The organism is Cryobacterium sp. Y82 (assembly GCF_002929495.1).
GTDB classification, from domain to species: Bacteria; Actinomycetota; Actinomycetes; order Actinomycetales; family Microbacteriaceae; genus Cryobacterium; species Cryobacterium serini.
The window spans coordinates 35,229-49,057 of sequence record NZ_PJJJ01000029.1 but is presented as its reverse complement, the minus strand read 5'-3'; the positions used below and the strand labels follow the sequence as shown (position 1 = coordinate 49,057).

General features: G+C 64.6%; 14 protein-coding genes. 4 read left to right on the top strand and 10 right to left on the bottom strand.

Going from position 1 to position 13,829, the window contains the following annotated elements:
• Positions 1 to 174 precede the first annotated feature (174 nt).
• From CXY70_RS06410 to CXY70_RS06400, 3 genes are all read left to right on the top strand, one after another.
• A complete protein-coding gene (locus CXY70_RS06410) occupies positions 175 to 366 on the top strand; it encodes a hypothetical protein (protein WP_104191559.1) in 192 nt (63 codons plus the stop codon).
• 137 nt (positions 367 to 503) lie between these two features.
• Positions 504 to 821 carry a hypothetical protein gene (locus CXY70_RS06405; RefSeq protein WP_104191558.1) on the top strand — a complete coding sequence of 106 codons (318 nt, stop codon included), beginning with the start codon at positions 504 to 506 and terminating at the stop codon, positions 819 to 821.
• Between the two features lie 123 nt (positions 822 to 944).
• Entirely contained in the window at positions 945 to 1,841 is an 897-nt protein-coding gene (locus CXY70_RS06400; RefSeq protein ID WP_146066082.1) for a hypothetical protein, read from the top strand.
• A gap of 24 nt (positions 1,842 to 1,865) precedes the next feature.
• Here CXY70_RS06400 and mutM read toward each other — a convergent pair whose 3' ends face one another.
• The 9 genes from mutM to CXY70_RS06355 form a co-directional block, all read right to left on the bottom strand.
• Positions 1,866 to 2,777 (bottom strand): bifunctional DNA-formamidopyrimidine glycosylase/DNA-(apurinic or apyrimidinic site) lyase, encoded by a 912-nt coding sequence (mutM, locus tag CXY70_RS06395; RefSeq protein ID WP_104191556.1) that lies wholly within the window; start codon positions 2,775 to 2,777, stop codon positions 1,866 to 1,868.
• An 11-nt stretch (positions 2,778 to 2,788) separates the two neighbouring features.
• Positions 2,789 to 3,481, bottom strand: a complete 693-nt coding sequence (rnc, locus tag CXY70_RS06390; RefSeq protein WP_104191555.1) for a ribonuclease III — start codon at positions 3,479 to 3,481, stop codon at positions 2,789 to 2,791.
• A gap of 47 nt (positions 3,482 to 3,528) precedes the next feature.
• Positions 3,529 to 3,732 carry a 50S ribosomal protein L32 gene (rpmF, locus tag CXY70_RS06385; protein ID WP_104191554.1) on the bottom strand — a complete coding sequence of 68 codons (204 nt, stop codon included), beginning with the start codon at positions 3,730 to 3,732 and terminating at the stop codon, positions 3,529 to 3,531.
• A gap of 2 nt (positions 3,733 to 3,734) precedes the next feature.
• The gene (locus CXY70_RS06380; protein ID WP_233205779.1) at positions 3,735 to 4,271 is read right to left on the bottom strand and encodes a DUF177 domain-containing protein; all 537 of its coding nucleotides are present in this window, start codon (positions 4,269 to 4,271) and stop codon (positions 3,735 to 3,737) included.
• A 73-nt stretch (positions 4,272 to 4,344) separates the two neighbouring features.
• Positions 4,345 to 6,744, bottom strand: coding sequence for a DUF3488 and transglutaminase-like domain-containing protein (locus tag CXY70_RS06375; protein ID WP_146066081.1), 2,400 nt, complete (start codon positions 6,742 to 6,744; stop codon positions 4,345 to 4,347).
• Entirely contained in the window at positions 6,737 to 8,086 is a 1,350-nt protein-coding gene (locus tag CXY70_RS06370) for a DUF58 domain-containing protein (protein WP_158250927.1), read from the bottom strand. Before CXY70_RS06370 ends, CXY70_RS06375 begins: the two co-directional genes overlap by 8 nt.
• Before the next feature lie 32 nt (positions 8,087 to 8,118).
• Positions 8,119 to 9,240 carry a MoxR family ATPase gene (locus CXY70_RS06365; protein ID WP_104191550.1) on the bottom strand — a complete coding sequence of 374 codons (1,122 nt, stop codon included), beginning with the start codon at positions 9,238 to 9,240 and terminating at the stop codon, positions 8,119 to 8,121.
• Positions 9,237 to 9,725, bottom strand: coding sequence for a pantetheine-phosphate adenylyltransferase (gene coaD, locus CXY70_RS06360; RefSeq protein WP_174844566.1), 489 nt, complete (start codon positions 9,723 to 9,725; stop codon positions 9,237 to 9,239). Before coaD ends, CXY70_RS06365 begins: the two co-directional genes overlap by 4 nt.
• A 65-nt stretch (positions 9,726 to 9,790) precedes the next feature.
• A complete protein-coding gene (locus CXY70_RS06355) occupies positions 9,791 to 12,031 on the bottom strand; it encodes an ATP-dependent DNA helicase RecG (RefSeq protein WP_104191549.1) in 2,241 nt (746 codons plus the stop codon).
• A 118-nt stretch (positions 12,032 to 12,149) separates the two neighbouring features.
• Between CXY70_RS06355 and rsmD the strand changes: the two genes are divergently transcribed.
• Entirely contained in the window at positions 12,150 to 12,731 is a 582-nt protein-coding gene (gene rsmD, locus CXY70_RS06350; RefSeq protein WP_104191548.1) for a 16S rRNA (guanine(966)-N(2))-methyltransferase RsmD, read from the top strand.
• 40 nt (positions 12,732 to 12,771) lie between these two features.
• On the opposite strand, the gene thiL is transcribed toward rsmD, so the two are convergent.
• Complete coding sequence (gene thiL / locus CXY70_RS06345) at positions 12,772 to 13,806, bottom strand: thiamine-phosphate kinase (RefSeq protein WP_104191547.1); 1,035 nt, start codon at positions 13,804 to 13,806, stop codon at positions 12,772 to 12,774.
• Between the last annotated feature and the right edge of the window lie 23 nt (positions 13,807 to 13,829).

Below are 13,829 nucleotides of genomic sequence, written 5' to 3'. Positions count from 1 at the left end.
GTGAATCCCCGTCACCGTCTCCTCCTGAACGTAACCGCCGCCGGGTCGATTACTGGCTGCCGCACAGGCGTGAGTGAAAGTGTCCGCCAACATGCACGGGACCAGCCCCACGGAGTATTCTCCGAAGCATGAGCGACTTCTCGATCGACGAACTCGTCATTCCCGCGACCGCACGTGCGCCCGGCTGGCCCTCCTGGGACGACCGAAAACCGGCAGGAACTCATTGTCTACACGGTGTCGGCGGAAGCCGCTGGCAATCGTTTGGCCGCCCCGACCGGTTTTGGTTCGGTTCCGCGCGACAAGCCCGAGGTGCGGTTTCTGCTCGCCCACGGCTACCGCCTCGAGCAGCTGGAGCGCGGTAGCTGACTTTCGCTGCCCGCCGACGTCGCACTCTTCTTTACCCGCATGAGCACCGATGCCCCAACGGTCGGCCTCGAGGAGCCGGAAGACGTCTGGACCGCCGAGCGGCTGAAGAGGCCTCCGGAGCTGCCAGTCCGCGGCGCATGCTCACTGCGACCGCACTGCACGAGCCGAGCGCTCATCTCGTGGCCTTTACCCAGCTGTCGGTGCTGGCAGAACGCGAGAGGTCAGTTGGTCAGGAAGATACGCTCGTGCTGCGGGAGCACCGTGGGCACCGCCTGGGCATGTTGCTGAAGACCGCAAATCTGGAGTTCCTCGCGCAGGACAGCCCGGGGCATCCGCCGGTCACGACCCTCAACGCCGAGGAGAACCGCCACATGCTCGAGGTCAACGAGGCGCTCGGCTTCGTGCCGATGGGCTCCGAGGGTGCCTGGAAACGCTTCGTGCCACCTGCTGTCTAATCATGAGTCATGAATTCTCGCTCTGTTCTGATTAGCGGGTCGAAATCATCGAGGCCCCTCTTCGAGGTACTGCTAGCCTTGCGGTTTCAGACTGAGGGGGTTCTGGTGGTTGCACTTACCCAGATGAAAGTGATTGGTCCATTGTTGTATCTGGTCGCGGGGATGCTCGCGGCGATCGTCGGGCTATTGCCTTGGCTGGTCACCGGGATGCGCCTTCCGCTGCAGAATCTGTGGGCGGTGACCTCCCGGGCAGAAGACATGCCGATCGTCCTGCTGCCATTCAGCCAGTACACGATCATCCTCATCGTCGCTGTGGTCGTGACCGGGTCAGCGCTCGCCGGCGGCCTCGCCCGGGTGACGCGCGCGCAGCACCCCCGATTCGCTCTCGCCGCGATCATTGTCGGAGTGCTGCTCGTGCAGGTCATTGCCATCACGCAGACCGCCGTCACCGTCGCCACCGGACTCGTGGAGAGTCCGGCCGCGAAGGTGTACCTGTTCGTTCTGACCGCCGGAACACTGGCGGCCAGCCTGATCGGACTACTCATTCTTGTGCTCATCGCCCGAGCGCCTGCCGCTGGCGCGGTGGTGGCCGTGAGCCTGGCCGCCGTGGCCTTGAGCGCCTGGGTCAACGGACTCATCGCGCATCCGCTCAGCTTTGAGACAACCGAAACGACCAGGACTCTGCTGGGCGCAGCCCGGTGGGTTTCGGCCGTGATAGTGGGGCTCGCCGTGGCCTGGTGTGGCTTGGCAACGATTGGTCGGGTGACCGGGGCGATCGTCAGTTTTCTTGCCCTCTGGATCGGACCGACGCTGTTCACAGCCGTGAGCGCAGCCGCGGGAACTCGTGTCCTTGCCGCCTACCCGGCCGAGATGCTCGACTATGGTGCGCAGGTATTCGTCAGCGCGCTGGGTGTGAAGGGCGGATCGGCCTCGCTCCTGATCCCCGCAGTCGTCGTGATGGTTCTTGGCCTGGTCGTGCGCTGGGCACTGCGGCGGCGTATGCAGGCGGCCCTGGCCTGATGCCCCCGCCACACCGTCCAGCCGCTAACGCAGGCGCTGGCAGCGTGGGCAGAAGTGCGAGCCGCGGTTCATGAACTGTTCGCGAACGATCAGGGTGCCGCAGCGGGAGCACGGGTTTCCCTGCCGTCCGTAGGCTTCGAGGCTGTGGGCAAAGTAGCCGGACTGCCCGTTCACGTTCACATACTGCGCGTCGAAGCTGGTGCCGCCCTCGGCCAGAGCGCGGTGCAAAATGGTGCGCATGGCCGCGAGCAGCGTTGTCGTCTTGGCGCGCGACAGCGACGCGGCGGGCTGCTCATAGTGGATCCGCGCGGCGAACAGCGCTTCGTCCGCGTAGATATTGCCGATGCCGCTAATCAGGTTTTGATCGAGCAGCGCCCGCTTAATGCCGGTGTTCTTCCGTGCGAGTGCGGTGAAGAAGGCGCGGGGCGAGAACGACGGGTCGATCGGGTCGCGGGCAATGTGCGCAACCTGTCCGGGAATGCGGTCCTGCCAGACGGCATCCGCTGTGGCCATGCCGGAATAGCCGCCCGGCAGCCCGTCGCTGGTGGCGATCATGGTGTCCACGGCCATGCTTCCAAAAATGCGCTGGTCGACGAAATTGACCCACAGTTCGCCGTGGGTCGGCTGTTCCAGCGTCAAGCGGATGCGCAACATGCGATCGTCGGCCGCCCCCGGAGCCCGCAGCAGCACCTGGCCGCTCATACCGAGGTGAATGACGAGTGCCTGGCCGCTGTCAAGCGGCAGCCATAGAAACTTGCCGCGGCGCACCGCTGCAAGAATTCGCCGCCCAACGAGCTGCTCAGCGAACGCCCCGCCCGCAGGAGCGTGTCGGCGCAGGGAACGTTCGTCGAAGACCTCGACCCCGGTGACTACAGCATCGGTGACGGCCGGTTGGAGACCGGAACGCACGACTTCAACCTCGGGCAGTTCGGGCATTTCGTGCGACTTTAGAGCGCGCTGAGCTGGTCGATGGCCTCGCGTGCCGCGGCCATTTCAGCGAACTTCTTGCTCGGTCCGACGCCCTGGGCAGTCACGGCGGAACCGATCGCTACGGTCGCGACGAAAATCTTCGAGTGATCAGGGCCGCTCGATTCAAGCGTGTAAACGGGAACCTCCACGCCAATGTTCGCAGCGAGCTCTTGCAGGCTCGTTTTCGGGTCCATCGACACACCAAAGTGGCCGGGTTCAGCCAACAGGGGCTCGATCAGGCGTAGCACGAACGCGGTGGCGACTTCGCCACCGGCATCCAGAAAAGTTGCCCCGATGAGCGCCTCAACGGTATCTGCCAGAATCGACGCCTTATCGCGCCCGCCGGTGAGAATCTCACCGCGACCAAGGCGAATGTAATCGCCCAGCCCGAGACCGCGGGCGATCTGCGCGAGGGCGGCCGTGGAGACCAGGCTGGCCCGGCGTTTGGCCAGATGACCTTCGTCGAGGTCGGGGTAGGTGCGGTAGAGCATCACCGTGACGGCCTGGCCCAGAATCGAGTCGCCCAGAAATTCGAGACGCTCATTCGTAGGAATACCACCGTTTTCGTACGCAAAAGACCGGTGGGTCAGAGCGAGCTCCAGAATCACCGGTTCAATCTGCACTCCGAGGGTCGCCAACAGGGGCGACCGCTCGGCACTCACACTCTTCATCTGTCTGTCTTCATCGACCGCGTTCCGGTCTCTTCAGAAGGGGTGACTTAGATGTCGGCGACTTTACGGCCCTTGTATTCCATGAACAACGGGGTGCCGGCGGAGTCGGTGACGACCTTGGCGCGGTGCGGCAGGCTGTAAACAACCTTGCCGCCCTCCATGGTCTTCACGAGGGTGGGAGGCGTGGCCTTCCACTGCGCGCGACGCGAGTGGGTGTTGGAACGCGACATCTTGCGCTTCGGAACTGCCATGACTACTTCTCTTCTCTGCTGTCTGAAACATGGATGTCCGCACCCATGTCTTTGTCTGTGGAAGCCGTAAACCCCGCAAGCGCTGACCACCGGGGATCGTAGCTCTCGTCGGAAACGAGTTCGGGCAGTTCGGCAAGCGGTTGTCCGGTCTCACTGTCAAGACCTGGGCAATCCCGCCGACATACCGGCTGGAACGGAAGTGCTAACACTACCGCGTCCCGGATCAAAGATTCCAAATCGACATTGTCGTCTAGAATCTCAAACTCGAAGGCTTCCTCCTGAGGATAACCGAAAAGCTCGGCAAACTGAACTCGAACCGGCAGGTCGATGTCTTTCAGGCACCGGCCGCACTCGCCGAGTGCACGCCCATACACCTCGATGCTGACCAGGATTCCTTCGTGCATTGCCTCGAGCCGCAGCTCGGTCGACAGAATCGAACCGGCTTTCACCGCTACGAGGCCAGCACCGAGATCGTCGGGAACCACAATGTCGAGGTGGCGTTCGTGCATGGTACCCGGGCGGTTGATGAGGTCACGCACGTCGACCGTATACGGAGTCTTCTTGAACTTAGTCACGGTCATAAATTGTACGCGTTCTGGGTGAGTGCTCCGTTCAGGGGGCGATCGTACGGGCCCGTCGCTCTCCGCGCAGCACCGCAGCCAGAGTGGCGAACAGTGAGGCAGGAGCGAAAATTGCCCGCAACCGGATGCCGGCACTCGCACCGCCGTACACCCCGCGGAGGGCCAAGGTCAGGTCGTCGGCGAGGGTTCCTGACGACGCCTGCGACCGATCGAACCGCGAGCGTTCGAGAGCCAGAAGCACCCGTTCGAGTGCTTCCGTCACCGCGGGGTCGACGGCTCGGAGGCGTTCGAGGCGGCCCGCGAAGGCCCGGGGAGTTTCTGTGACAGGCACCGGTATGCCGTGATCGAGGCTGGTGTATTGCAGCTCGGTCCAGGCTAGCCCTGCCCCGGCTCTTCCGGAGCGGATGCGACGCACCCGCGAACCACGCAACATCCGTCTGAGGGCCGCCGGCAGGAGTAATACGAGCAGTCCCAGTGTGCTGAGTCCGAGAATTCCGAGCAGGTTGCTAGACTCAACGCTTTGCGTTGCGGCCCCGCGTTCCAGGGCGGAATCGTCCGCTAACCGGTCCGCGCTGAGGGCGGGAGCACTCGTGGCGCCGGCCTCCCCTGGAGTTGTGGTCGGCGTGTCGGCCACAACTGCCCGCTCGTAGTTGGGTACAGTGCCACGGCCGGGCGTCGGCTCGAATTTCACCCAGCCGATGCCGACGAAGTACAACTCCGGCCAGGCGTGCAGGTCATGGGAGTCCACGATGTACTGCCCCAATCCCTGCTCGCGATCCTGCGATTTAACCCCGGGCAGGTAGCCGAGGGACACCCGTGAAGGGATACCGAGGGTGCGTGCCATCGCGGCCATGGTGGAGGCGAAATGCACGCAATAACCGCGTTTTTCTTGGAGGAACATCCCGATAACCCCCACTCCGCCACCGTCGTAACCGTCTTCAACGGGCGCCTCAGTGTCGTAGGTGAAGGCGCTGCTTCGTAAATAGTTCTGGATTGCTACCGCAGCGTCATAGTTCGACGTCGTGTCCGCCGTCACCTCTCGGGCTGTCTCCCCGATGATCTGCGGCAGCCCCTCCGGGAGTTGCAGATTGCCCCTGACGCTCGCGGAATAGTCGGTGCTCGACTGTCGCAGTTGCTCGGCGGTGGGCTTCAGTTCCAATGACGACACCGTGTATTCCTGGCCGAGGGTGTTGTCCGAGACACTCGTGATCGCCCGGGTACGGCTATCCCAATACCAGCGACCGGTCAGACCCTCGATGCTGCTTGCCCGCGCCGGCGCGGGTAACCATTGGCTGTTGACGCCGTCGATGACGACCGACGTCGACGCTTCCACTGTTTCCACATTGGCCCCAAGTCCGAATGGCTTCGGAATAGCGTCGACGGTATTGCGCACGTCTGCCCCAACGACACGTGCCGTCCAGGTCAACTCGATGACCTCGTCCAGGGTGAGCAGAGTGAAATAGGGCTGCTCTGTGGCGGTCGAGGTGTAGTGGAACGCCGGCCCGGCCTTGGGCCGACGCAGGTCTTGTCCGAGATCGATCATGGGGCTCACCCCACTGCCGAACAACAGTCCATCGGGCCGGGCCGTCACGAGCCCCCCGGCAGAAAAGGCCGGGGCAACCGTACTCAGAATCAGGGCGCCCACGATAGTCACGGATCCCACCAGGAGTGCGCCGCCGATCGGCCCACGGTCGCGCGGCCGCTCCGATCGGTACGTCCGAGGCACGCGCGACCCGGTCGCAAGATGCGTTGTCGCCTGGGCGCGACGACCAGAAACATCGACGCGTAACAGCAACAGAAAGGCAACTGCCGCCGCCAAGAGCGCGGCAATATTAGCCCCGTCGTCGATGATGAATCCCGGTACGAGGAGCGGCACGAGTGCGCCCGCTGCACCGATGGCGGGCCAGCGCAGAGTCACTGCCAGCAAATCCATGAGAATCGCGATCAGTCCAGTGCCGCCGGCCAGCAGAAAGAGGATGCCTAACGTCACCTCGGCCGGCGTGCTCTGCTGCACGATCGAGGCCCCTCCGGCCTCGATCAGCCCGGTGAAAATGCCGACGGTTTGCGGGGTCGGAATGAGCCAGAACAGGCCGGTCCCGCCGCCGAACAGCAATGTCATCATGCCGACGAGCACCGCAATGTTCGCCACCGGAACAATCGGGCGCGGAAAGCCGAGACGGCGAAACGCAGCCGCGCCCAGCAATACCGCGCACCCGACCGCCGCACAGACCCACCACCAGGCGTTGCCGCGCAGCAGAGGTCCGAGCGCCGCACAGCAAACGAGCAGCAGAAACAGCAGGCTGAGTGCGAGCGGCCAGGCCGCGACCTTGAGCCCGCCGCGGCGACCGCGGGGCCTCCGAGGCGGGCGCACCGCGCGCGCCTTCGCGAGCAAAACTGTAGTCGGAGTCGGTTTGGTGACCAAACTAGTCATGGTCGGCTCCTCGCTCACCGCTCACGTCGTTCCACACGTCTTCCAGGTCATCGGCCGCGGCAAGCTCCAGACAGCGCCAGCCGGCGTCCCGCAGACGTTCGCGGGCCACACCGCTGACGGTGCGTTGCACGAACGCTATGGCGGGCTCACAGTGACGCACGAGGGCGACGAGGTCGTCGACATCTGCATCGGACACGGTCACGAGCATCGCGAATGTCGGAAGTGATAGCTGCGCGTTTCGCAAGGCGGCACGCACCGGGGCTCGGCGCTTGGCGGACAGTCGCGCGCCGCGGGCAGGCCACGGCACCGGAACCACACTGGCGAGGGCCTCCAGCAGGGCGCGATCACCGCCGGGGGCACGAAAAGTGGCGGGCACGTCGCCGTGCATCCCACCCAGGGTCTGTTGGTCGCCCGGCAGCAGTTGGCTGGCGCCCAACTCGATCACCTCGAGGCGGTACCCAGCGTCGAGCAGATGCACACCAACGGATGCCGCCAGCTCGATCGCGAGTTCAAAACCGGCCACAAGATGCGGTGGAACATGCCCGGCGCCGAGCCCCGCCGCGCCGGTCAAGGTCGTGTCGAGTACGATGCGGGCCTCCGGATTGCTGCGCTGCTCTTCCTGCCGCACCATGATTTCCCCTTGCCGGGCGGTCGCCGGCCAGTTCACTCGGCGCAGGGCGTCGCCCGGGCGGTATTCGCGGGCGATAAGTTCGTCGGAGGTAGGAGTGGCCTGGCGCAACAGCTCTCGAATCGAGCCGTCGTTGCTGGACCGGGCGACGCCGCTGCCCGGCAGCGGCGTCACGCGCGGTGTCACTATCAAGTCGTGGGGCGAACCAGCATGTCGGTCGCTGTGCGCGAGGCCGAACGGGTCTTGACGTGACACACGGAGCGGGCCGACATCGTAGACGCCACGGTTTCGCGGCACCACGGAGTATTCCAGGCGCACTGTGTCGCCGGTCGCGCCGTTCCGGCTAACCAGGGGAAGGGTGGCCGCGGCCGGCGTCTCAACGCCCGGTGACGGGGTGTCGGCCCACCAGGCACCGCTGAGCGGTGTCGCCGCGAGGTTGCGCAATTGCAGGGAGATCACACTCTCACCGCCGACCGACACGATCGGCGGCCGAAAGACCCTGCTCACTTCGACTCGGGCGGGGCGGAGCAAAACGTAACCGGCCGCTATGAGCGGCGCCATGATCAAGAGGCTGGCCACGAACATCAGGTCACGGCTGTTGACCAGCACAGCGTTGGCGAACAGCACAACTCCGGCCGCCAGAATAACCCAGCCGCGCAGGGTGAGACGCGTGGCGAATCGGGCCGCCAGCCGCGTAAACCAGTCGGCATTCACCGGCCCAGGTTCTCTCACCCCAGAGGCCATGACTACGACGCCCCGGTAGAACCAACGGGCCGCGTCGAAACGGCGTGCACGGACGGCGCCGGTGGGGACGCCGCCGATTCGAACGGCTTCGATGGAAACCGATCGGATGCCGCGACGCCGACCGGTACTGGCGTTTCAGCGAGAATTCGACGCACGATGTCGTCAATCACCGGGCCGCTGTCCTGGTGGTGGTGACCCAACGCCCTGCTGGTGGGGACCAGCCGATGGCCGAGAACGGCCACGGCGAGCGAGTCGATATCGTCGGGCAGCACGTAGTCCCGACCGTTCAATGCCGCCTGGGCTTTCGCAGCACGGATGAGTTGCAGCGTCGCTCTCGGGCTGGCACCGAGACGCAGGTCACGATCGTCTCGGGTGGCGCGCACCAAGTTGACTGCGTACTCCTTGACCGCCCCGGAGGCGAAAACTGCTCGTGCTGTGTGCATCATGTCACGCAGGGTCTCCTCCGATACCACGGCCGAGATCAGTGCGAGAGGGCTGTTGGTGTCGCGCGAATCGAGCATCGCAAGCTCCGAGTCGGAGTCGGGGTAGCCCATGGAGATGCGCGCCATAAACCGGTCCCGTTGCGCCTCAGGGAGGGCGTAGGTTCCCTCCATCTCGATCGGGTTTTGAGTAGCGATAACCGTGAATGGCAGGGCCAGTGGGTAGGTGGTGCCGTCAACGGTGACCTGGCGCTCCTCCATCGATTCCAGAAGCGCCGACTGGGTTTTCGGGCTCGCCCGGTTGATCTCATCACCGATGACGATGTTGGCGAAGACCGGGCCCGGTTTAAACTCGAAGCGGCGTTCGGCCTGATTGAACACGGACACCCCGGTCACGTCGGATGGCAGCAGGTCGGGGGTGAATTGAATTCGCCCGACCGTGCAGTTTACGGAGCGGGCGAGCGCCTTGGCCAGCATGGTCTTGCCGACACCGGGAACGTCCTCGATGAGCAGGTGACCCTCGGCCAGCAGAACAGTCAGCGCGATCTGCACGGCCTCGTGCTTGCCATCAATGACCGTCTCGACGTTTTGCATGATCGCGCGCCCCGCATCTTGCAACTCGCGCAGGTTGCCGGCCGAAACTTCCTGTGCCGGCGGGGAGGAGCGAGTCGGTTCGAGGTTCATACCCGCGACCGCTCCAGATACTGCGCAACGGCTCGCGGCACGTACGGCGAGACGTCGCCGCCCAGGCCGGCGACCTGGCGCACCAGAGAGCTGGAGACATGGGCGTTGGCCGGATCGGGCAGCAAAAAGACTGTCTCGACCGCGGCCAGATTGCGATTAACGATCGCCATCGGCGTCTCATAGGCGACATCGACCTGCGAGCGGATGCCCTTGACCAGCACGCTCGCACCGACGTCCATACAGTAGTCCACGAGCAATCCCATGCTCCAGCTGGCGACCACGATATTGGTCGGCAGCCCGGCCTCTGTAATGGCCTGTTCCAGCAGCGAGACGCGCTGACTGATGGGTAAGAGGGCCGATTTGTCGGGGTTGTGCACCACGAGAACATGAAGCTCGTCAAACAGGCCGGCCGCGCGATCGATCACGTCCAGGTGGCCCAGGGTAACGGGGTCAAATGATCCAGGGACAACGGCGATCCTGCGCATGATCACACCCTACTGCCACACGCTGACGGAACGCTGCCCGATGCATCCGCTTTGCGTCGACATTGTCAGCCTTTGTTGAGCCAGGTGCGTTCGGAATCATTCAGGCGGCGCGCGATCGCATTGCGCAGCGCCGGGTTGGTGCGGATGCCCGGATCCCCCGTGACCAGACGGTAGGCCGCTTGTCGAGCTTCGGCGATCATGTCGCCGTCGACCGCCACCCGCAGAAAGCGCAGTTTCGAGCCATCACCGGATTGCACGTCACCGAGCACGTTGCCCTCCCGGCGCAGGGCGAGGTCGAGTTCAGCGAGCACGAAGCCATCGAGCGTCGCGGCGACATCACCGATGCGCTGACGGGCCGGGGACCCGGCGCGGGAATTAGTAACCAGCAGGCACAGCCCTGGCACTCCACCGCGCCCGACCCGACCGCGCAACTGGTGCAGCTGCGAGACACCGAATCGGTCTGCGTCGAGAACGACCATGGCTGAGGCGTTAGGAACGTCGACACCGACCTCAATGACGGTGGTGGCGACGAGAACATCGATCTCACCGGCGGCAAAGGAGCGCATGATGCGGTCTTTCTCGTCGCTCGTCATGCGCCCGTGTAGTGCCTCGAGACGATACGGCCCCAGGGACGCGACTCCGCGCATTCCCTCAAGGACTTCTTCCACGTTGAACAGCGGACGCGGATCGTCTCCCGGCGGCGGCGCAATGTCGGCTTCGTCTTCGATTTCTGCCGGAGAAATCGCCGGACACACGACAAAGCCTTGACGCCCCAAGGCGAGTTCCTGCGCCAAACTCGCCCAAACTCGCCCGAATAAGGCCCCGTTCTCACCCATGGGAACAACGACACTGCGAATTCCCTGGCGCCCGGCCGGCAGTACGCGAATGGTGCTCACATCAAGGTCGCCGAACACGGTCATGGCGATGGTGCGTGGAATCGGCGTTGCCGTCATGACGAGAACGTGTGGAGGCTCGGCCCCCTTGAGCCGCAGTGTTTCGCGCTGGTCGACGCCGAACCGGTGCTGCTCATCGATCACGATCAGACCGAGGTCGAAAAAGGTCACGGTATCGCTGAGCAGGGCGTGCGTGCCGATCACAATACGCGACTGGCCAGAGACCGTGCGCAGCAGGGCCTTGCGTTTCTGCGCCACCGGCAGTTTTCCGGTCAACAAGGTCGGCATCAGTTCGGCCGCGAGATCCGGGCCGAGCAGGGTCGTGATCGACCGCAGGTGTTGCCCGGCGAGCACCTCGGTCGGTGCCAGCAACGCGGTCTGGCCGCCGGTGTCGGCCACGGCGAGCATGGCCCGCAGGGCAACCACGGTCTTGCCCGAGCCAACCTCGCCCTGCAACAGCCGATTCATCGGGCCGGACCGGGCCATGTCGGCGGCGATTTCGACCGCGCAAATTTCTTGATCGACCGTCAGTACGAAGGGCAGCGCTGCGTCAAAGCGTTCGAGGTAGCCGCCGGGCGTTGGCACGCGGGGCTGGGTACGGCGTTCCCGCGCGAGACTGTGCCGCTGCATAAGGGCGCACTGCAGCACCCAGGCCTCGGTGAACCGCAGTGTGTCTTGGGCGGCCATCCACTGTTCTGGATCGTCGGGGCTGTGAATCCAGCGGATGGCCTGGGTGTGGTCGAGCAGGCTGTGTTCGACCCGCAGATCCTCGGGAACAGGGTCGGGCAGGGTGCCGAGGCGCCGGAGTACCTGGTCGATCATGGTCTGCAGGTTCCAGCTGGTTTCGGCGGCCGTAGCGGCATAAATTGGGATGAGCGGCTTGTGCTTCAACCGCAGAGCCGGGTCGTCGCGCGCTTCTTCTTCTTCGCTTTCAAAAGTCTTGTAGGACGGGTTCGCCAGTTGACTCTGACCCTGGTACATGCGCACCTTGCCGGAGAAACTGCCGCGCAGGCCGGGTCGCAGCTGGTCAAGACGCCACTGCTGGCTGTTTTTGCCGAAAAACGTGAGGGTGAACTGACCTCCCCCGTCGGAGATGACGACCTCCACGATCGTTCCATGCCGGGATGACATGCGCTTTTCGTGCGCAGAGATGATGTCGGCGATGACCGTGATGTTGGCGCCGGGCGTGAGTTGGTTCAGGGGCCGGAGTACTTCGCGGTCGGCGTAGTCGCGCGGGTAATGGCTGAGCAGATCGTTGACGGTCTGAAACCCAAAGGCTTTCCCGAGCGCCGTCGCCTGGGATGCGCTCAGTGCTTTTTTCAAAGGGGTGTCGAGCGTCAGCGGCTCATGTTGGAGTGCCGGAAGGACAACGCCATCGAATCCGGGGCTACTGGCAGCGCTCGAACCGGTCATGTTTCCATCGTAAACCGGGCCACTGACATGGTGTTGTGACCGAGCCACCACACCCAACGCCGGCGCCGCTTTTTCTGCGCGGAGCGTTCTTCGTGGGGCGGCTAGGCTCGAAAGGGTTATGACGCGAATTATTACCGGGTTTGCCGGCTCCCTCTCCCTGGCTGTTCCAAAGTCGGGTACACGGCCAACCAGTGATCGGGTGCGCGAGGCCATCTTTTCGGCGCTCGACTCACGGGATGCTCTGCACGGTATGCGGGTGTTGGATCTATATGCGGGATCAGGAGCTTTGGGGCTTGAGGCCGCCAGTCGCGGTGCACGGATAGTAACGCTCGTCGAGAACAATTTCGGTGCAGCGGCCATGTGTCGCCGGAACGCCGAGGCCGTGCAACGGTCAGCGCCGAAGGGCACTGACCTGAAGATTGCCGTGTCCTCGCAGGCGGTTCAGTCGTTCTTGGCCGCTACCAAAGAGGGCTTCGACGTGGTGTTCATCGACCCACCGTACGACCTCAGCGAGATTGAACTCGGGCACAATTTGAGCGCACTGGCTCCCCTGCTGGCCATTGATGCGCTCGTGGTGCTTGAGCGCAGCTCCCGCTCGCCCGAGCCGGAGTGGGGCCAGGGGCTCGAACTCGAACGTCGCAAGGACTACGGCGACACGACCGTTTGGTATGCTGCCCCTACCGAACAGCCGGCGCCGTAGCACTGTCGGCGGCACACTGCTCGTGCCGCATCCGGCTCATCTAGCCGGCTGCACCGTCCCAGCCGCGGTACGGATCCCAGCCACCCTGGTCGTGTGGGGCACCATCGACGGTGATGGCGCCCCAACTCGAAGCGGATACCGCGACGACCGTGCCGAGGCGGCGAAAGTCGGGCGGCAAAACAATGTCGGGCGCGAAGGTGGCGAGAAGCCCGTGGTCTTCCCCGCCACCGAGGGCGACCTCGATCCGCTCCCCCAGACAGCGAGAGTCGAAGTCGATACCCACACCGCTGGCCCGCGCAATGCGTCCGGCATCGATGGCCAGTCCGTCGGAGACGTCAAGCATGGCCGTGGCTCCGGCGAGCGCTGCAATCGGGCCGCTTGCAATTGGCGGCACGGGCGTGAGCTGGGCGGCCACCTCGGTGGGATGCGTGAGTTTGAGTGCGTTGGCTCTGGCACGGTCGGGTACTCCGTGGCGATCGACGCCCAGACGAAACAGCAGTTCGAGGCCGATTCCAGCGTCGCCAAGCCGGCCGGAAAGCGCCACTATGTCCCCCGCGCGCGCCCCCGATCGCAGCACGGGAGCGCGCCCCTCGAGGTCGCCGAAGGCCGTCACAGCCAAGGTGAGGGCATCTGAAGCCGACAGATCGCCGCCGACCACCCCGCAGCCGGGGGCGAGCGCCTCACAGCAGTCGCGCAGCCCGTCGACGAGGCCCTCGAGCACCGAAATGGGCGTCGACGGCGGTGCAGCGATCGCCACGACCAAAGCTGTCGGGCGAGCGCCCATCGCGGCCACGTCGGACAGATTGGTGGCGGCGGCCTTCCAGCCGAGATCGTGCGGCGACGACCACGCGAGGCGAAAATCGGGTCCCTGAATCATCATGTCGGTCGTCACGACGAACCGGCCGTCCGGCGCCGAGATGACCGCCGCATCGTCGCCCGGGCCGAGAAGTTGGGCCGACGCTGTCGGTAGACGAGGAAAGATCCGTGCCAGCACCGCCCCCTCGCTGAGGTCGGCGAGAGTTTCGGTGGTGCCGGAGTGCGGAAGTGAAAGCGGGGCATCCGCAGCAGTGGTCATGTTAGAAACGGTAGCCTGAATAC